Source organism: Candidatus Limnocylindrales bacterium, from assembly GCA_035626395.1.
In the GTDB taxonomy this organism is placed as follows: Bacteria; Desulfobacterota; Binatia; order UBA1149; family CAITLU01; genus DASPNH01.
Genome location: DASPNR010000002.1, coordinates 73632 through 91715 on the forward strand (window position 1 = coordinate 73632; position 18084 = coordinate 91715).

Annotated in this window: 16 protein-coding genes and 1 tRNA gene; 14 read left to right on the plus strand and 3 right to left on the minus strand. The window is 68.7% G+C overall.

The window, feature by feature from the left end; translation table 11 throughout:
* Positions 1-30: 30 nt before the first annotated feature.
* The gene (locus VEC57_00725) at positions 31-855 is read right to left on the minus strand and encodes a hypothetical protein (protein ID HYB97634.1); all 825 of its coding nucleotides are present in this window, start codon (positions 853-855) and stop codon (positions 31-33) included.
* A gap of 555 nt (positions 856-1410) precedes the next feature.
* Between VEC57_00725 and dnaA the strand changes: the two genes are divergently transcribed.
* The 3 genes from dnaA to VEC57_00740 all read left to right on the plus strand — a co-directional run bounded on the left by dnaA (position 1411) and on the right by VEC57_00740 (position 4549).
* Entirely contained in the window at positions 1411-2790 is a 1380-nt protein-coding gene (gene dnaA / locus VEC57_00730) for a chromosomal replication initiator protein DnaA (protein ID HYB97635.1), read from the plus strand.
* Between the two features lie 191 nt (positions 2791-2981).
* Positions 2982-3527, plus strand: a complete 546-nt coding sequence (locus VEC57_00735; GenBank protein HYB97636.1) for a hypothetical protein — start codon at positions 2982-2984, stop codon at positions 3525-3527.
* Positions 3521-4549 carry a glycosyltransferase family 2 protein gene (locus VEC57_00740; protein HYB97637.1) on the plus strand — a complete coding sequence of 343 codons (1029 nt, stop codon included), beginning with the start codon at positions 3521-3523 and terminating at the stop codon, positions 4547-4549. Before VEC57_00735 ends, VEC57_00740 begins: the two co-directional genes overlap by 7 nt.
* Here the strand turns inward: VEC57_00740 and VEC57_00745 are convergent.
* Positions 4539-6146, minus strand: coding sequence for a hypothetical protein (locus VEC57_00745; GenBank protein HYB97638.1), 1608 nt, complete (start codon positions 6144-6146; stop codon positions 4539-4541). The two genes, VEC57_00740 and VEC57_00745, sit on opposite strands and share 11 nt — an antisense overlap.
* A 160-nt stretch (positions 6147-6306) precedes the next feature.
* Between VEC57_00745 and VEC57_00750 the strand changes: the two genes are divergently transcribed.
* The 11 genes from VEC57_00750 to mnhG all read left to right on the plus strand — a co-directional run bounded on the left by VEC57_00750 (position 6307) and on the right by mnhG (position 16833).
* Positions 6307-7728, plus strand: a complete 1422-nt coding sequence (locus VEC57_00750; protein ID HYB97639.1) for an amidase — start codon at positions 6307-6309, stop codon at positions 7726-7728.
* Between the two features lie 175 nt (positions 7729-7903).
* Positions 7904-7977: transfer RNA gene (locus VEC57_00755), tRNA-Arg, on the plus strand.
* 151 nt (positions 7978-8128) lie between these two features.
* Positions 8129-9649 carry a hypothetical protein gene (locus tag VEC57_00760; protein ID HYB97640.1) on the plus strand — a complete coding sequence of 507 codons (1521 nt, stop codon included), beginning with the start codon at positions 8129-8131 and terminating at the stop codon, positions 9647-9649.
* Between the two features lie 18 nt (positions 9650-9667).
* Positions 9668-10828 carry a deoxyguanosinetriphosphate triphosphohydrolase gene (locus tag VEC57_00765; GenBank protein HYB97641.1) on the plus strand — a complete coding sequence of 387 codons (1161 nt, stop codon included), beginning with the start codon at positions 9668-9670 and terminating at the stop codon, positions 10826-10828.
* Between the two features lie 302 nt (positions 10829-11130).
* Positions 11131-13527: a hydrogen gas-evolving membrane-bound hydrogenase subunit E gene (gene mbhE, locus VEC57_00770; protein ID HYB97642.1), complete on the plus strand. Its 2397-nt coding sequence runs from the start codon at positions 11131-11133 to the stop codon at positions 13525-13527.
* Positions 13524-13940 (plus strand): MnhB domain-containing protein, encoded by a 417-nt coding sequence (locus VEC57_00775; GenBank protein HYB97643.1) that lies wholly within the window; start codon positions 13524-13526, stop codon positions 13938-13940. Before mbhE ends, VEC57_00775 begins: the two co-directional genes overlap by 4 nt.
* Positions 13940-14290 carry an NADH-quinone oxidoreductase subunit K gene (locus tag VEC57_00780; GenBank protein HYB97644.1) on the plus strand — a complete coding sequence of 117 codons (351 nt, stop codon included), beginning with the start codon at positions 13940-13942 and terminating at the stop codon, positions 14288-14290. The genes VEC57_00775 and VEC57_00780 overlap by 1 nt, the downstream gene beginning before the upstream one ends.
* Complete coding sequence (locus VEC57_00785; protein ID HYB97645.1) at positions 14287-15822, plus strand: proton-conducting transporter membrane subunit; 1536 nt, start codon at positions 14287-14289, stop codon at positions 15820-15822. Before VEC57_00780 ends, VEC57_00785 begins: the two co-directional genes overlap by 4 nt.
* Positions 15819-16187, plus strand: coding sequence for a Na+/H+ antiporter subunit E (locus VEC57_00790; GenBank protein HYB97646.1), 369 nt, complete (start codon positions 15819-15821; stop codon positions 16185-16187). The genes VEC57_00785 and VEC57_00790 overlap by 4 nt, the downstream gene beginning before the upstream one ends.
* Positions 16184-16459, plus strand: coding sequence for a monovalent cation/H+ antiporter complex subunit F (locus VEC57_00795; protein ID HYB97647.1), 276 nt, complete (start codon positions 16184-16186; stop codon positions 16457-16459). Before VEC57_00790 ends, VEC57_00795 begins: the two co-directional genes overlap by 4 nt.
* On the plus strand, positions 16459-16833 hold the full coding sequence (gene mnhG / locus VEC57_00800) for a monovalent cation/H(+) antiporter subunit G (protein HYB97648.1): 375 nt from the start codon (positions 16459-16461) through the stop codon (positions 16831-16833). Before VEC57_00795 ends, mnhG begins: the two co-directional genes overlap by 1 nt.
* On the opposite strand, the gene VEC57_00805 is transcribed toward mnhG, so the two are convergent.
* Positions 16814-18061: a hypothetical protein gene (locus VEC57_00805; GenBank protein ID HYB97649.1), complete on the minus strand. Its 1248-nt coding sequence runs from the start codon at positions 18059-18061 to the stop codon at positions 16814-16816. The genes mnhG and VEC57_00805 overlap by 20 nt on opposite strands.
* Positions 18062-18084: the final 23 nt, after the last annotated feature.

Genomic DNA, 18084 nt, shown 5'->3' on the forward strand with positions numbered 1-18084 from the left:
GCCGATGCGTCGCGGCCGCCGCGGCAGCGCTCAGAACGGCAGGCCCGTTCGAAACAGCAGCCAGTGCGCGGCGATCTCGCCGACCGCCACGACCAGCGCCGCGATGTAGAAGAGTCCGGTCGCGGCCATCGTCTGCGGTATCGCGAGTGTACGGCGGATGAGCTCGGCCAGCACCAGCGCGAGCGCCCACAGCGCCACGCGTGCAAACACGAGAATGCCGAAGCGTTCGCCGAATGCCGCCTGCAGGCCTGCATCGAAGGTGTCGCCGCCAAGCCAGACAACGGTGATGGCGAAAAAAATCGCGACGATTTCTGCACGAAGGCTCGCGCGATAGAACGCCGTCATCCTGTGCAGAGGCTGCAGATCCAGCCCGGTGTCGATCAGGTACCAGTGTCCGAGCAGCATCCCGGTCGAGGACGCGCCCGTGACGAACGCGCCGCTTAGTGCGGCAACAGCAAAGGCGATCGTTGCAGACACGCCTGCTCCGGCCGGAACGTGTGAAGCGGCGGTGATGGCGAGCGCGAGCAGCCCGAGCAGCGAGGCGATGGCGAAGGCGCGCGCACGCAGCCACGCCAGGTCCAGAAAAAGACTCACGAAATACACGCCCAGAACGGCGCTGAACGCGCACCACGACAGCAGCGCTGCAATGGTGACGGGTGCATCGGCGCCATAGGTGGCTCGCAGCGTTGCTTGTCCCGCCACCAGCAGCAGCGCGCACAGCAGGTAGACGGCGCAGGTCGATTTGTAGAAGCCACGCTCCATTTCGGCGAAGGGCGGCACCGCCATGGCAATGAGCCCGCCCACGGCGAGCTTGCCGAAAAGAAGCAGATACGTATGCGCAAAAAGTGCTTCCACCGCCGCGCACGCTAGTGGCGCCGCAGCGGCGATTCAACGCCGAGCACTGCATCGAAACGAGACAGTGCAATTTGCTCGGCTGCGAATTTCGCGTGATGCCGTGCGATGATCCGCGTCGTTGTCCGCAACCGCTGTCCACACCGCGCACGCGTTGCTGTGCCCTCATTGCACGGTCTGAACCGTCGTTCCGAGTTATCGACAGCGATTGCGACGCGTAACAAAAACGCTCGGCAGAACGCGTACCTCGCGCAAGCCATTGCAGAGCATGCTGTGCACGGCGGCGCAATTCTCGTTAGAAAATAACACTGCCGTCATTCGTCCTTGCCTGAGACCGTGCGGATTTGTACATCCCTCGTGTCGCGCGGGATGCGCAGCGGCGCTCTTCGGCGCAAGCCAAGACGTCGTCGCAGCACGGTGGGTGCAAGCAGAGCGCGGCGATCCGGACAAGCGAATCATTCAGGCGCCGGGCCCGCACGTCATGCCTTCCGGCGAGGGCACTCGTGTTGGCGGCGGCGGATCATGCGGACGTCCTTTGAGGCTGGGTAAGGGGTCGAGATGATTGGAAGCAATGATACGGAGCGACTTTGGACGCAGGCCTGCTCGTACATCGAGGAGCGGGTTTCGGAGAAGGATTTTCAGACGTGGATCCTGGAGCTCAACGCGCGGTCGTTCGACGGGGAGACGCTGACGCTGGAGGCTCCATTCGGACTTTTTCGTGACAGGGTGCGACAGTCCTTCCTGCCCGCCATCGAGACCGCGGTGGCAACGGCAGCGAAGAAGCCGTGCCGCGTCGTCGTTGTCGTCGGCCAGTACGGCATGGCCTCCAATGCGCACCGGCTGCGCACGACCAGCGCCGGCCCGGCGCGTGGCTGCGCACCGGCCGCCAAGGCGAAGCCGGTGCGCGAGAAGACCTTCGACAATTTTCTTGTCGGCGACGGCAACCGTCTCGCCTATCTCGGCGCGCGACAGCTCGCCGAAGGCAGCGCCGGCGAGTCCGGCAACCCTCTGTTCCTCTATGGCGGCGTCGGCCTCGGAAAGACGCACCTGCTGATGGCCATCGCGCACGCGCTGCGCGCCGCCGGCAAGCGCGTCCTCTACTACCAGGGCGAGGATTTCACCCGCCGGATGGTCGAGGCGCTGCAGGGCGGCCGCATGGAGTCGTTCCATCGCGAGTTCCGCGGCGCCGAAGCCCTGCTCATCGACGACGTGCAGTTCCTGTCGGGAAAGAAGCGCACGCAGCAGGAGCTCTACCACGTCTTCAACCTGTTGCACCAAGCGGGCAAGCCGATCGCGCTGGCCAGCGACCGTCCGCCCGATGAGCTCGAGAACCTGGAGCGCGGGCTGCACAGCCGCTTTGCCGGCGGCCTGCTCGCCGACCTCGGTCCGCTCGACCGCGATCTGCGCCTGCGCATTCTCAAGGGCAAGCTGTCGGAGTCGGGCATCAACCTCGACGACCACATCCTGGAGCGCCTGGCCGTGCAGCTGCAGGGCAGCGTGCGCGAGGTCGAAGGCCTGGTGTCGCGCCTGCGGGCGGCCAGCAACCACCAGACGATGCCGCTCGACGACGGCGTCGTCGAGACGATGATCACGCCGTACCTGGCACGGCGCGGACCCATCGATCTCGACGTGGTCATCGACACCGTGGCGTGGGTGCACGGGCTGACGCGCGACGAGCTGCTCTCGCGCGACCGCAGCCGCCGCGTGGCCTGGCCGCGCCACATCGCGGCCTACATGTGCCGCAAGCTGACGGCGGCATCGCTGCCCGAGATCGGGCACGCGCTCGGCGGCCGCAATCACACCTCCATCCTGCGCGCGGTTCGCTCGGTGGGCGAGCGGCAGTCGGGCGATCAGACCTTCGCAGCACGCCTGCAGCAGATGGAGAAGATGCTCGGAACCTCCCCGCAGCTGCGCGGCCGCGTGCAGCCCGCCACCTGACGGAATGGGGCCAGGTCTTGCTTTAGAGCATTCTGCTCTGATGCAAGACCTGGCCCCGCGAGCGTGAGGCACGCAAGCGACGGCCACCTCGCGCTGCCCGACGCCGAAGGGCCGCAGTGCGGCGCAACGATCGGTCCGCGGCGATGAGCGAGCGGCTCGCAACCCGCCACCCTCTCTGCTAGCAGGGACGCATGTCGCGCAAGATGGCGGGAGTCATCGACGAAGCCTCGCGCCTGGAGGCGCTGGCCATGTCGATCTACACGCGCCTTGCCGCCACCTTCCGCAACGAGCCCGAGCTGCACCGCTTCTGGATGTCGATGGCCCGTCACGAGGCGGGCCACGTCGGCGCGTTGGCCCTGCTCAAGACCCTGTTGTCGCAGTCCACCGATGATCTGCGCCTGGAGATCGACGACAGCGCCGCCGTCGAGGCCGCCGCGGTCATCGAGAGGCTGCACGAGGAAACCGCCGCGGCGGTGGACGTGGAGCGCGCCTTCGCGATCGCGCTCGAGCTCGAAAGCCTGGAGCTCGAGGACCTGGTGCTCGATCTCATCCACGTGCTCTCGGACCCCGCCGCGCGCGCGCAGGCCGAGCAGATGCTGCTTCACGACCTCAGCGACCTTTCGCTCATGATCGAGAAGCACTGCAGCGGCGACGACCTGCTCGCCAGGGCGGACGCCCTCGTCGAGAGCAGGGTGGGTGCGGGTCGGAGCGGATCGAGCTTCGTGCGCAAGTGCTGACGGCTGCGCCGCGCGTCACGATCATCGTCCTGAACTGGAACGGCGCCGAGCTGCTTCCCGACTGCCTGACCTCGCTACGACGGCAGACCTGCCAGGACTTCGAGCTGCTCCTCGTCGACAACGGCTCCACCGACGGCAGCGCCGAACTGGTGGCGCGCGACTTTCCCGAGGCGCGCCTGATCGCGCTGCCGGAGAACCGGGGCTTCTGCGGCGGCAACAACGTCGGCTTTCGCGAGGCGCGCGGCGAACTGATCCTGCTGCTCAACAACGATGCCGAGCTGCGCGAGGACTTCGTCGCCAACGTCATCGCCGCGGCCGATCTGGAACCGGACTTCGGCATGTTCGCCGCCAACGTGCGCATGTACGATCGACGCGAGGTCTTCGATTCCACCGGCCTGCTCGTCTACGCCGACGGCGTGTGCCGCTCGCGCGGCTGGCTCGAAAAGGACGTGGGGCAGTTCGACAGGGCCGACGAGGTGCTGGCTCCCAACGGCTGCGCGGCCGTCTACCGGCGCGCCATGCTCGACGACGTGGGCCTCTTCGACGAGGCCTACTTCGCGTACCTCGAAGACCTCGACCTCGGGCTGCGCGGGCAGTTGCGCGGCTGGCGCTGCCGCTACCTGCCCGGCGCCGTCGCCTACCACAAGAAGTCGATGACCAGCGGCTATCATTCCGCCTTCAAGGCCCATCTGGTCGAGCGCAACCGGATCTGGAACGCGGTGCGCCTGCTGCCGCTTCGCCTGCTGGCGCTCAGCCCGTTCTGGACGCTGGCGCGTTACGTGGCCCAGGGCTTTGCCGCCGCCAGCGGCCGCGGCATGTCGAGCACGTTCTCGCGCGACTACACGCGCGGACAGCTCGCCGGCATCCTGCTGCGCGCCTACGTGGAAGCGCTCGCACGCCTGCCCGAGGTGTGGCGCCAGAGGCAGGAGATCCAGGGGCGCAGAAAGCTAGGCGCTCTGGCGGTTTACGTGCTTCTTCGCAGGCACCGCTTGCCGCTTCTGGAGCTGGCCTTCAAGGATTAGCGAGCGCGGCCTTGCGCGCGGCCCGCTTGGCGGCCGTCTCGGCGACGACCAGCGTCTGGCGGGCCGAATCGGACTCGGGCGCGGCCGCCACCAGGCGCTGCGCGTACGTCCACGCCTCCTGCGCCCGGCCCGCATCCAGCAACAGGCGCGTGATGTTGGTCAGGGCACCGGTGTCTTCGGGCATCGCTTGGAGGTAGCGCTCGTAAACCCGTATTCCATACGCGACATCGCCGGCGGCGGCCTTGCGCTCGGCCAGATAGAACGCAGCGCGCGAGAAGGCTGCGTGGATCGACAGGGCGCGCTCGAACGCCGCGAACGATTCATCCCGGCGTCCCTGCGCCCACAGCCACAGGGCCAGGTCATACTGCGCCTTGGCCGAACGGGGCGATGCGGCCGCCGAGGCCGGGAAGTAGGTCGCCGCAGATTCCCACACGGCCGCGCGTGCCTGGAACTGCGCGAACAGGATGACGACGGCGGCGCCGGTGACCGCAGCGGCCACGGCAGCGCCGCGCGCGATTCGCGTGGCAATCCTTTCGACCAGCAGGCCCGCGGCCAGGCAAGGTCCGACCGAAGGCAGGAAGAGCAGCCGCTCGGCCATGATCGTGCCGGTGGGGAAGGCGATGTTGGCCGTCACAGCGAAGGCGACGGCGAACCAGCCGACGCAGAAGAACAGGCGAGGGTAGCGGCGCAGGCCCGCGGTCGCGGCGGCTCCGCTCGCCAGCAGCACCGCCAGCGCCACCGCGCCGGCCGCGGTCGTTGGATCGGTCTGTGCGAAGGAGCGGTCCGGCAGCAGCGGATGCGGCCAGAGCGTCAGGCGCGCGTACTCGAGCAGGACCGCCGATGCCTTCAGGATTCGCTGCACGAAAGGCTCGTAGGCCAGTGGATTGTCGACGTATTGCGGGGTGACGACCTGCTGCGCCAGCGGCAGCACGTGCAGCGCCCAGGCCGCGCCCGCCAATGTCGCGCCCGCCAGAGCCGGCCACAGCCGCACCTGTCGCGGGAACGCCAGGCGCGCGAGCACCAGCAGTCCGGGCAGGCAAAGCGCGCTCTCCTTCGAATGGAATGCCGCGTAGGCCGCGGCCGCGCTGATCGCGGCAATGGCCAGGGCCTGCCGCGGGCTGGCTCTCTCGTCGCCGCGGGCGGCGATTGCCACGAGCATCACGATCAGAACACCGAGCGCGGCAAGCAGCTCGGCCCGGCCCACCAGCGAGGCCACGGCATCGACATGCACCGGATGGACGGCGAAGATCGCTGCCGCGGCCGCCGCGCCCGGCGTCGCAAGGCCGATCCGTAGCGCGAGCTTCAGCACGAGCAGGCTGATCAGCGCCGACAGCGCGACGTTGGTCGCATGAAAGGCGGCGGGGGAACCGCCGCCCCAGAGCCGATCGACGTCGAGCGAGATCAGTGTCGCGTGGCGTCCGGTGCCCCAATGCCGCGTGGTCGCAAACGTCGACAGGCCCTCGCTCCAGAATGGAGCGCGATCGACGATGACGGCCTGGTCGTCGTAGACGAAGTCGAAGCCGATCGAAGGCGCGCCTGCCGCGATGGCCAGGCATGCGACGAGCAGGGCAGGCCAGATCCGCGAGAGCCGCCGCACGGGCGGATGCTAGGGCCCTGAGCAGGGGCGCGCAAACCTCGATGCCTTGCCGGCATGCGAGGCGCACGCTAAGGCTGCTTGCAGCGCGCCCTGGTCTGCACGGCTCAGCGGATCGGCAGCGGCTGCGTGAAGCAAACTGGACGACGCTCGGAGGCTGACGATGTCGGACCCATTTCTTTCCGCCCGCGAAGTGGCTGCCGCCATTGCCAGCGGCGACCTCGACCCTCTCGACGCCGTCGATACCTGCCTCGGCCGCATCGACCGTCTCAACCCTCAGCTCAACGCCGTCATCTGGCGCGACGACGAGGCGGCTCGCGAGCAGGCGCGCTCAGCCCGCGAGGCCGTGGCGCGCGGAGAGGCGCTCGGCCCGCTGCATGGTGTGCCCATTCCGATCAAGGATCTGACGGACGTGGCCGGCTGGCCGACCACCTACGGCTGTCGCGGCGCGCGCAGCCGCGTCGCGACGGTGACGGCGCACGTCGCGCAGGCGTTTCGCGATGCGGGCGCGATTTTGCTGTGCCGAACCAACACGCCCGAGTTCGGCACAGTCCCCGTCACCGAGAACGACTGCTATGGGCCCACGCGCAACCCGTGGAACCTGCAGCACACGCCCGGCGGCTCCAGCGGCGGCGCCTCGGCGGCCGTTGCCTCGGGAATGGTTCCCATCGCGCACGCCAATGACGGCGGCGGCTCGATCCGCATTCCCGCCTCGTGCACGGGCCTGGTCGGTCTGAAGCCGAGCCGCGGGCGCGTTCCGATGGGGCCGCTGGTCTCGGACGTCATGCACGGCGGCGCGGTCGAAGGCACGGTCACCCATACCGTCGCCGACACCGCCATCGCGCTGGATGTCATCGCGAGATTCGATCCTCACGCCTGGTACAACGCGCCGGCGCCCGAGCGTCCGTTCGCGCAGGAAGTGGGGCGCGATCCGGGCCGTCTGCGCATAGCGTTCACGACGGCGGCGCCGACCGGCGTGCCCGTTGCGCCCGAATGCATCGCCGCGGTCGAGAAGACGGCCGCACTGCTCGAAGGTCTCGGCCATCACGTCTTCGAAGGCGCCCCGAGCTGGCCCGAGCCCTCCGATGTGCTTCCCTCGTTCATGGTCGTCTGGAACACCGGCTCGGCCTACTGGGACGTCGCCGACTGGTCGGCCATCGAGCCACTCAACGCGGCGCTGCGCGCTCAGGCCGCTGCCATGGACAGCCTGACCTACGTCCGCGGCCTCCTGCACCTGCAGATCCTCAGCCGACAGATCGTCGGGAGCTGGGGGCGCGACTTCGATGTGCTGGTGACGCCGACCATTGCCACCGAGCCGCCGCGCATCGGCGAGCTGTGGGAAGGCATGGAGAACGATCCGTCGCTGCCGCTGATGCGAGCCGGAGACGTGTGCCCGTTCACGCCGCTCTTCAACGTGACCGGACAGCCCGCTGTATCGCTCCCCATGCATTGGAGCCGGACCTCGGGCCTTCCCATCGGCGTTCAGCTGGTTGGCGGTCCGTGGGCCGAGGGCCAGCTGCTGCGCGTGGCCGCGCAGCTCGAGCAGGCGGCGCCCTGGCGTGACAGGCGGCCGCCAGTGTCGTAGGCGCGTGCTGTATGTGCGGCCGGCGCGAGTGTCCGGGCGCGAAGCGGGAAGCGACGAGAACCGCGATCGTCGTCGTTGCCGGCCGCGGGACGTCCAGCGCGGCGGGTTGCTGCCCTGCGGCCGTCTGCTAGAGGAGTGCCCTGAGCGGCGCATGACAGCGCCGATTCCATCTTCCGCCCCCGTAGCTCAGGTGGATAGAGCACAGGATTCCTAATCCTGGGGCCGCAGGTTCGAGTCCTGCCGGGGGCATTTCTCCGCTCAGCTCGGCCAGTGTCGAGGAAGGCCGCCGGCCTCTTCCGACTGTGCAGGGCAGGGATTTTGATATGCGCGGGTTGCGCGGCTAGGGTGCCGCTGCTCGTCGCGAAATCGTCCGCTTACACGCAATTTGGAGGGGCTTACGTTGCACTCGCGAACACCATCGGCTCGTCGTTTCACCTACCTCTCCCTCTGCGCCGGGGCCGGCCTGGCCGGCCTGCTGGCCGTCTCCGCCGGCGGCTGCGGCGGAGGCGGCGACCGTTCCAACCCTCCGCTGCCCCAGGTGGTCATCGATGCCCTGGCCGAATACGTCGACGTCGGGCAGCGCTTCGTGCTCGATGCCAGCCGCTCCACCGATCCCAACGGCGAAGGCGACGACCTGCAGTTCCAGTGGCGCATCATCCAGGGCGGCGACGACACCGAGTTCGACGATCACTGCCGCGACGATTTCGACGTCATCTGCGAGACCAACAACGACCCGTGCAGCAACGATGCGACGCGGGTCTGCAACGACGACGACGACTGCACCATTCCCGGCGACTGCGTCGGCGGCGTGTGCGCCGACGATCCCGAAGACGAATGCGCGCGCGACACCGACTGCACCGACTTCGGCATCTGCCAGATCAACAGCGGCGACAGCTCGCCCGACTGCGCGACCGGAATCTGCGGAGTCGGGGAGGGTGACGAAGGCGAGAAGGTCACGTTCGTTGCCGACGTGCCCGGTCCCTTCACCGTGCGTGTGACCGCCATCGGTGACCGTTCCAACGGCACCGGCACGATCGTGCTGAACACGTTCCCGTCGCTGTACGTGGTCGGCTCGATTTTCGCGTTCGGCGGCACCGAAGGCGCGCTCATCGGCGAGCTCGAGGATGCCGAGGAGTTCGCGGCCGAAGCGATCAAGGGCGTCTCCAACCCCGAGGACGGAAGCATCGTCGTGATCGACGAGGACCTGGGCGTGCTGCGCGTCTTCGACCTGGAGACCGGCGAGATTCGCGGCGCCTTCGGCGAGACCGACACGTTCGTCGAGGATCCGGCGGCGCTGACGTTCCGGCAGACCAACGGCCGCCTCTACGTGGCCGAGTCGGACGGGGATACGCGCATCTTCGACGGCTCCACCGGCCTTCTCATCTCCGACTTCGGCAATGTCGGCGACTCGCCCGATGCGATGGTCTTCTCGCCCGTCAGCGGAGACCTGCTCGTCGTCAACGGCCAGCCCGGCAGCGGCGTGCGCGTGTTCGGCAACGGCGGCAATGCCAAGGGCGTCCTCGGCGACACCGACACCGCGGTCTCGCAGCCGGTCGATCTGGACTTCCTCGGCGATCCGCCGACCGATCTGCTGATCGCGGACGCGGCCGGCGACGTCATACGCTGCGACGTCGACGGCACAGACTGCGACTCCTTCGGCGACGTCGGCGCGATGCTCGCGCCCGGCAGCCCCAGCGCGATCGCGGCCAACCCCGCCTTCGCGTTCACGAACAACGACGTGATGATTGCCGATCCGGAGGGCGAGCGCGTGATCGCCTGCAACTCCGACGGCACTTCGTGCGGCACGTTCGGCGAGACCGACGAGATCGATTCGGAGTACCGCGACATCTTCTTCGCGCCGCCGGTGCTGCCGACCACGACGACGACCAACAGCACGACGACGACGACGCTCGAAGACTGAGCGGCGGCGGGCAGGGCCGTGGCGAGACGCGATCGCAGCTTCTTCGAGAAGCAGGAACGCGAGCAGCTCGCCCCCTACGCCATGCCATCGTCCGCCAGCCGCGGCCGCGCGCATCCGGAGCCCGAGCATCCGTTTCGCCTGGCGTTCCAGCGCGACCGCGACCGCATCATCCATTCGACGGCGTTTCGGCGCCTCGAGTACAAGACGCAGGTCTTCGTCAATCAGGAAGGCGACTACTACCGCACGCGCCTGACGCACACGATGGAGACGGCGCAGATCACGCGCACCGTGGCGCGGATCCTGGGCCTGAACCAGGACCTCGCCGAGGCGGTGGCGCTGGCGCATGACCTCGGTCACACGCCGTTCGGGCACGCCGGAGAGCACGTGCTCGCCGATCTGATGCGCGATCACGGCGGCTTCGACCACAACAGCCAGAGCCTGCGCATCGTCGAGGAGCTCGAGCAGCGCCATCCGCACTTCGACGGGCTCAACCTGAGCTACGAAGTGCGCGAAGGCATCGTCAAGCATTCGGGCCGCTACGACCGCCCGCGCGTGGCCGACTTCGACGCCGGCTCGGCGCCGCCGCTGGAGGCGCAGATCGTCGATTACTGCGACGAGATCGCCTACAACGCCCACGACATCGACGACGGCATCCAGTCGGGCCTCATCTCGCTCGAGGACCTGGAGGGCATCGAGCTGTGGGACCGCACCTACGACCGCATCAGGAAGGCCTTTCCGAAGGCCTCGCTCTCGGTGCTGCGCTACCAGGCGGTGCGCACGCTGATCGATGAGCTCACCACCGATCTGCTGGACGCCATCGAGGCGCGGATCCTCGAGCACGGCATCGAGACCATCGAGGACCTGCGCCGGGTCAAGCCGCACCTGGCCGGCCCGAGTCAGGCCATGGACGTCCAGGTCCGGCAGCTCAAGGCGCGGCTGATGGAGCGCCTCTATCAGCACCACCGCGTGCGGCGCATGACCGCCAAGGCCGGCCGCGTCATGCGGGCGCTGTTCGAGACGTACATGGAGGACCCGCACCAGATGCCGCCGCACATCACGGCGCGCGCCGGCGCCGGCGTCTCGATGGCGCGGGTCATCGCCGACTACATCGCCGGCATGACCGACCGCTTCGCTCTCGAAGAGCACGGCCGGCTCTTCGATCCGTTCCAGAAGGTCTAGCGGCGGCGGCCGCACCCGCCGGAACGTCCGGCGAGAGCAGCCGCGCGCGTCCGGCAGGGGACGCGCCTCGGCGCTCGCACTCGCGCGTTTCCCGAGGGATTCGCGTAGCCAAGACGACATAATACATCTTATCGGACGTAGCTGGTCGAGCCGGATTGCCCGGCGCCGGCACGGGCGGCCGTGCGATTGGAGCGTCGTTCTCGGCTCCGCGGCCGCCTTGGCCCGGCCCGCTGCAGGATTTGCCTGCCGGTGCGTCTGTAAGTGGCATCCGGCAGGTTCGCGTGTAACCGTCCGGGCCTCGCATGGATTCGTCGCTGGCTCTTGCGCTGACCGTGGGATTGCCCGCGATGACGGCCGCCGTGCAGTTGCTGCTCGCGCGCCACGTCGGTCGCTTCGGCGCGTGGGCCATGTTCGCGGCGGCGGTATCGGCGTTCGGGCTGTGCCTGGGCCTCTTCCAGTCCGAGGAAGTCGCAGCGTTTTCCGTGCCGTGGATCGCCGAGCTGGGAATCTTCTTCAGCTTGCGCGCCGACCGCTTCGGTCTGTTCTTCGCGATGCTGGTCTCCGGCGTGGGCGCGCTGGTGGCGGCGTATTCCTTCGCCTACGTCGCCGATCTGCCGCCGGCGCGGCTGGGCCGCTTCTACGCGGCGCTGACGGCCTTCATGACGGCCATGCTCGGTCTGGCCGTCTCCGACGACCTCCTGACTCTGGCGCTGTTCTGGGAAGCCACAAGCGTCACGTCCTGGATGCTGATCGGCTTCTGGTACGAGGACGACAACGCGCGCCGCGGCGCCAATGTGGCGCTGCAGGTCACCGCGCTGGGCGGCCTGGTGATGCTGGTCGGCTTCCTGGTCCTCGGCGGCGCGGCCGGCACGTTCTCGCTCCACCAGCTGGCCACGCACGCGCCGGCAGCGGCAGCGCTGCAGACGTCGGGATGGATCGATGCGGCCCTGGCGCTGATCCTGGTCGGCGTGCTCACCAAGTCGGCGCAGGTGCCGTTCCACTTCTGGCTGCCTGGGGCGATGGTCGCTCCCACGCCGGTCTCGACCTACCTGCATGCGGCAACCATGGTCAAGGCCGGCATCTTCCTGCTCGGCCGGCTCTGGCCCATCTTCGCCGACTCGCCCCTGTGGATGCCGGTGCTGACCGCCGTCGGGCTTGCGACGTTTCTCGTCGGTGCCTGGCAGGCGCTGCAGCAGGACGATCTGAAGGCCCTGCTCGCCCGCACCACCGTCTCGGCCCTCGGCATGTTCACCATGATGTACGGGCTCGGCCTGGCGGCGCAGGACTCGCTGCAACTGCTGGCCCACGCCACGTACAAGGGCTGCCTGTTCCTTTGCGCCGGCGTCATCGAGCACCACACCGGCACTCGCGATCTTCGACTGCTCGGCGGGCTGCGACGCGAGCTGCCGATCACCTTCGTCGCCGCTTTCGTCGGCGTGCTGGGCATCTGCGGGCTGCCGCCTGCCATCGGCTTCCATTCCAAGGAGTTGCTCTACGGCGGGTTGCTGGAGACGCACGCGCTCCCGGAAGGTTTTCGCATGGCGATCGTTGGAGCCGCCGTGATCGGGAATGCGTTGCTGGCCGCTGCCGGGCTGCGGTTGCTGGTCGGCAGCTTTCTCGGTGAGCGCGCCGCTCGCGGCCACGGCGCGCCTCACGGCAGCCACGGCGCCAGCGACGGCGCCAACGCCCTTCACGACGCACACCACGATGTTGCCGGCGCGCACGGCGAGCGTGCGCTTCTGTGGGCGCCGCCGCTGGTGCTGAGCGTGCTCTCGGTGGCGCTGTTCGCGCTCAGCGCCACGCCGGTTACCGAGCATCTGCTGCGCGCGACCTCCTCGACCACGGCCGAGCCCGTGCACGTGGCGCTGACTGCGCTGCACGCGGGGCCGCTGGCGCTGTCGGTGGCGACGCTGGTGCTGGCGCTGGCGATCTACGCCGGGCGCGACGCCATCGTCGCCCGCGTCGTCGGCGCCGCCGACGTGCCCTTCTCTCAGCGCCTGTGGGAGAGCGGCGTCAAGAAGCTTCTCGTCTTCGGAGACGCGTTCTCGCAGCGATGGCAGAACGGCTCGCTGCACTGGTACTTTTCGGCCACCCTGCTCTTCGCCGCCGCGCTGCCGCTGCTGGCGCTGAGCCGGACCGATCTCGCCGAGGACGCGGTGGCAATCTCGCTCGCCAACGTCGACCCCTATGGCGTGGTCGTGTGCCTGATGGCCGCGACGGCATCGATCGCCGTGGCCACCGCAAAGACGCGCCTGGCCGCGGCCATCGCGCTGACGGCCGTCGGCTTTCTGGTTGCCGCGATCTTCGTGGTGTACCGCTCGCCCGACATCGTGCTGACGCAGATCCTCATCGAGACCGTCTCGACCATCCTGGTGCTGCTCGTGCTGTTTCGCATGCCGCCGTTCCGCCCCGAGCCGATCGCGCCGCAGCGACGCGCGTGGAACCTCCTGGTGTCGGTGGCCGTGAGCGTGTCGGTGTTCGCGACGCTGCTGCTCGCCAGCAGCCCCTCGCTGCGCAGCGCCCGCACGATCGCCACCGAGTACCTCACGCGCAGCCTGCCCGAGGCCGGCGGCACCAACGTCGTCAACGTCATCATCGTCGACTTCCGCGCGCTCGACACCACGGGCGAGATCACGGTGCTCGTGGTCGTGGCACTGTGCGTGTGGGGCGTGCTGCACTCGCGCCGGAGCGCCGCGTGAGCCAGCTCGGGTCGCCGGTGCTGCGCACGGTGGCGCGCTTTGCCGTGCCGCTGTCCGTGCTCGTCTCGATCCGGATCTTCCTGCAGGGGCACGACCTGCCCGGCGGCGGCTTCATCGCCGGCGTCCTGGCCGCTGCCGCCGGCGCCATTCATCTGCTCGCGTTCGGAGCCGAAGGCGCGCGGCGATACCCGTGGTGGCGCCTGGCCGTCATCGGCCTGCTCGTGTCGCTCGGCACCGGCGCCGCCTCCTGGCTGCGCGGCGGCGCGTTCATGGACCACACGATCTGGGACTTTCACGCGCCGCTGCTCGGACACGTGCACCTTCCCACGGCAACGTTCTTCGATCTGGGCGTCTATCTGATCGTGCTCGGCACGCTCATGACGTTCTTCCTGGAGCTGGCGGAGGAATCCTGATGGAGCTGGTCATGGCGCTGCTGATCTCGGTGATGTTCGGCGCGGGGACGTACACGATCCTGCGTCCGAGCCTGATCCGCATCGTCATGGGGTTCGGGCTGTATGGAAACGCCGTCAACCTGCTGCTGATCACCTGCGGCGGCTATTCCTTGCAGCTGCAGGCTCCATTCGCCGGCGACGGCGCCGACCCTTCACGGCTGATGGATCCCCTGCCGCCCGACATCATCCTGACCGCCATCGTGATCAATTTCGCCGTCACCGCGTTCCTGCTGGTGCTCTGCTACTGCGTCTACCGGGACTGCGGCAGCGACGACCCCTCGCAGATCAGGACGCAGCCGGAGCCGCGGTGAACGAGCTGATCCTGCCGCTGCTGGTTCCGTTCGTGACGGCGCTCGTGCTGGCGCTCCTGCGCGGCCACCATGCACTGGAGCGCGTGCTCGCCATCCTCTCGACCGGCGGCCTGGCGCTGTTCGCCGCCTGGCTGCTGGTGACGGTGGATCGCAGCGGCCCTGCGGCGATGTTCGTCGGGGGCTGGCCGGCGCCCTACGGCATCGTCTTCGTCGCAGACCGGCTCTCGGCGCTGTTCCTGTTCGTGTCGCTGGCGGTGGCAACCGCGGTGCTCGTCTACAGCCTCTTCAGCCTGGACGAGCTGCGGCAGAACCACTTCTTCCATCCCTTCTTCCAGTTCACGCTGCTCGGCGTGAACTGGGCATTCCTGACAGGCGACCTCTTCAACCTGTTCGTCGCCTACGAGGTGATGCTGATCGGGTCCTACGGCGCCATGTCGGTAGGCGGCACGCGCGACCAGGTTCGCGAGACGATGAAGTACCTGGCCATCAACAGCATCGGCTCGGCCTGCTTCGTTATCGGCATCGGCCTGGTCTACGCGACCACCAGTGCGCTGAACATGGCCGACATCGCTGTTCGCAGTCAGGAGCTGGCCGGACCGCAGGCGGCGGTGCTGACGGCGGGTTCGATGTTCCTGCTCATCGTGTTCCTGATGAAGGCCGCCGCGTTCCCGGTGACGTTCTGGCTGCCCGACTCCTACCCGGTCGTGCCGCCGGGCGTGATCGGATACTTCGGCGGGCTGCTCACCAAGGTCGGCGTCTACTCTCTTCTGCGCGTGTTCGTGCTGGTGCTGCGCCAGCCCGGCCACGAGCTGGCGCTCGAGATCCTGCTGTTCCTGTCGGGCCTGACGATGTTCCTGGGCGTGGTCGGCGCGATGTGCCAGTGGGAGATGCGCCGCCTGCTGTCGTGGCACATCATCAGCCAGGTCGGCTACATGATCATGGGAATCGGCATGGCAGTCACCGGACGCGTCGCCGAGCTGGCGCTGGCCGGCACGATCCTGCACGTCGTGCACAACATGCTGGTGAAGTCCTCGCTCTTCCTGGTGGGCGGAATTCTCGAGCGCATTGCCGGATCGCAGCGGCTGCTCAAGCTCGGCGGGCTCCTCGACGCCGCGCCGTGGGCCGCCGCCACCTTCCTGCTGGCCGCGCTCTCGCTGGCGGGAATCCCCCCGTTCTCGGGCTTCCTCAGCAAGGTCGTCCTGCTGCAGGCCGGCGTCGCCGGCAATCACTGGGTGGTCGTTTCCGTCTCGGTCCTCACGAGCTTCCTGACCCTGTACTCGATGGCGAAGATCTGGACCTGGGCGTTCTGGCGAGGCGATCCTGGCGAGCTGCCGCGGTCGCGTGCGCCGTGGCCGATGCTGCCGCCCGTCCTGGCCCTGGTGCTGCTTTCGGTCGCAATCGGCGTGGGCGCGACGCCAGCATTGCGATTCGCCGGCGGCGCAGCGCGCGACCTCCTCGATTCGACGGCGTACGTCAACGCAGTGTTTCCGGACCGGCACCCGGTGCTGGCGGCCGTCGAGGAAGCGCCGTGATCCTGCGCATCGGGTACGCGCTGCGCTACCTGTCGATCTTCCTGCGCGCGCTGATCAAGGCGAACATCGACGTGGCCAGGGTCGTGCTGACGCCCGGCATGAATTTCCGCCCCGGCTTCCTGTGCGTGCCGATGAAGGCCGAAACCGACTTCGAGATCACCGTTCTCGCCAACTCGATCACCTTGACGCCGGGGACGATCACGGTCCACGTGGCGCGATCGCAGCGCGAGATCATCATCCATGCGCTCGACCTGGGCGACGACCCGCAAGCGGTCCGCGACGACGTCATGCAGACGCTGGAGGCCAACATCCTGGCGTTCACGCGGCCTCGCCGCAGCGCAGCCGAGGAGCGCGAACGGGCATGAGCCAGTGGCTGAAGCTTCTGCTCGAAGGATGCATGGTGCTGCACTTTGCGGCCATGGCTATGTGCATCTACCGCCTTGTCGCCGGCCCTCTCGCCGCCGATCGTGCCATCGCGCTGGACACGCTGACGATCGTCTTCATCGGCATCGTCTCCATCCTGTGCATCGCCTGGCAATCGACGCTGTACTTCGACGCGATCTGGATCCTGACGCTGGTCGGCTTTCTCGGATCGGCCGCCATCGCCCTGTACCTGGACCGCGGGAGGATCTTCTGATGGGCGCCGCCGTGGTGGAGATCCTGACGGCGCTGTGCCTGATCGGCGGCACCTTCTTCACCGTGGTGGCGTGCGTGGGGCTGGTGCGCCTGCCCGACATCTATTGCCGCATGCACGCTGCCGGCAAGGCCGGCACGCTCGGCGTTGCGCTGATGATCCTGGCCGTGGCGATCTGGTTCGCTGCCGCCGAGCCCGGCACCGCCGTGCGGGCGCTGCTGGCGATCCTTTTCCAGTTCTTCACCACGCCGGCCGCCACGCACGTGCTGTCGCGCGCCGCCTATCTCACCGGCTATCCCCGCTGCGAGCTCACCATCGTCGACGAGCTGCGCTCACACTTTCCTGCCCATCCCTTCCCTACGCGCGGCGAGGAGTGAGCGGGCGACTGCGCAGCTCGTGCGCGGCCAGCGCCGCCAGGATCGCGTAGCACGGCGCCACCGGCACCTTGAAGCGAGGGTCGCCGAACACGAGCAGCGGCACCGCGGCGCTGGCGGCCGTAACGGCTAGCAGCAGCCAGCAGCCGGCCTCCGCGCTCGGACGCGCCGCCGCGCGCCGCAGAGCCAGCACCGCTCCGGCAAGCGCCGCCAGCATGACGAGGCCGTAGTAGCCGTTGGAGATCCACGTCAGCGCCGTTCGCACGGACGGCGCCAGGAACGGGTCGGCGCCGTACGCCTCGACGGCCGCCAGACCGCCGGTGTCGTTGCGGTAGGTGAAAAACAGCTTGCGCAGGCTGAGCGCGGGCAGCTCGGCGATGTTCTCACTCGCCCACGCCAGCGCGCGCCGCGTCGTCTCGCGGTCGCGTGCCAGCTCCGCCTGCGGCCCCTGCACGTAGAACGCCTCGCTGTCGCAGTAGGACGAGAGATGGAAGTCGCCGGTGGCGCCCGGGTGGAAGCCGATGCACATGTTGTCGCCGCCATTGGTGGCCAGTGGAACGAAGGCGCCGAGCTCGCGCAGGTTGCGCAGCGTCCACGGCGTCAGCGCGATCGTCACGCCGAGGACCAGAGCCATCACGGCCGAGGCCGCGGTTCGGGCGCGGCGACGTGCCAGCAGCCAGGCCAGGGCGGCGGCGGGAATGGCCAGCACGACCTGAGGCCGCACCAGCGCGGCGGCGCCGAGCGCGGCTGCGGCCGCGACCTGCGGTGCTCCGGTCCGCGCGCGCGTCATCGCTGCCGCTTCGCAAGCAAGGAAGACGCTGAAGCAGGCGAGGTAGAGCGATTCGCTCAAGAGCGTTGCGCTGTACAGGACCAGGCTCGGCCAGCACGCGATGATCGCCCCGGCCCACGCCGCTGCCGCCGGCGCAATCATGCGCGCGGCAGCCGAGGCCACGGCCGCCGCCGTGATGCCGCCGAGCGCCGCCTGTGCAACGCCGGCCAGCAGCGGAAGCGCATCGTGCATGCCCAGAGAATCAGCCAGCCACTGCAGCGCTCCGAGCGCGTACGGATAGCCAGGGGGATAGTAGGCGGTGGGATGTCCGAACAGCGAGACGTAGCCGCGGCCGGCGGCGATGTTCTCGGCAAAGCTCTGGTAGAGCGCGGGATCGGACAGCCCCGCCGGCGGCCGATGCGCGTACAGCACCCACGCGGCACGCAGGAGGAATGCCGCCACGGCGCAGCTCCAGAGGGCGCGGC

What these genes read in the sequence shown, in the direction of transcription:
- dnaA (HYB97635.1), top strand. Translation starts at nt 1,411, where the DNA reads ATGATTGGAAGCAATGATACGGAGCGACTTTGGACGCAGGCCTGCTCG.
- VEC57_00735 (HYB97636.1), top strand. Translation starts at nt 2,982, where the DNA reads ATGTCGCGCAAGATGGCGGGAGTCATCGACGAAGCCTCGCGCCTGGAG.
- VEC57_00750 (HYB97639.1), top strand. Translation starts at nt 6,307, where the DNA reads ATGTCGGACCCATTTCTTTCCGCCCGCGAAGTGGCTGCCGCCATTGCC.
- mbhE (HYB97642.1), top strand. Translation starts at nt 11,131, where the DNA reads ATGGATTCGTCGCTGGCTCTTGCGCTGACCGTGGGATTGCCCGCGATG.
- VEC57_00780 (HYB97644.1), top strand. Translation starts at nt 13,940, where the DNA reads ATGGAGCTGGTCATGGCGCTGCTGATCTCGGTGATGTTCGGCGCGGGG.
- VEC57_00795 (HYB97647.1), top strand. Translation starts at nt 16,184, where the DNA reads ATGAGCCAGTGGCTGAAGCTTCTGCTCGAAGGATGCATGGTGCTGCAC.
- mnhG (HYB97648.1), top strand. Translation starts at nt 16,459, where the DNA reads ATGGGCGCCGCCGTGGTGGAGATCCTGACGGCGCTGTGCCTGATCGGC.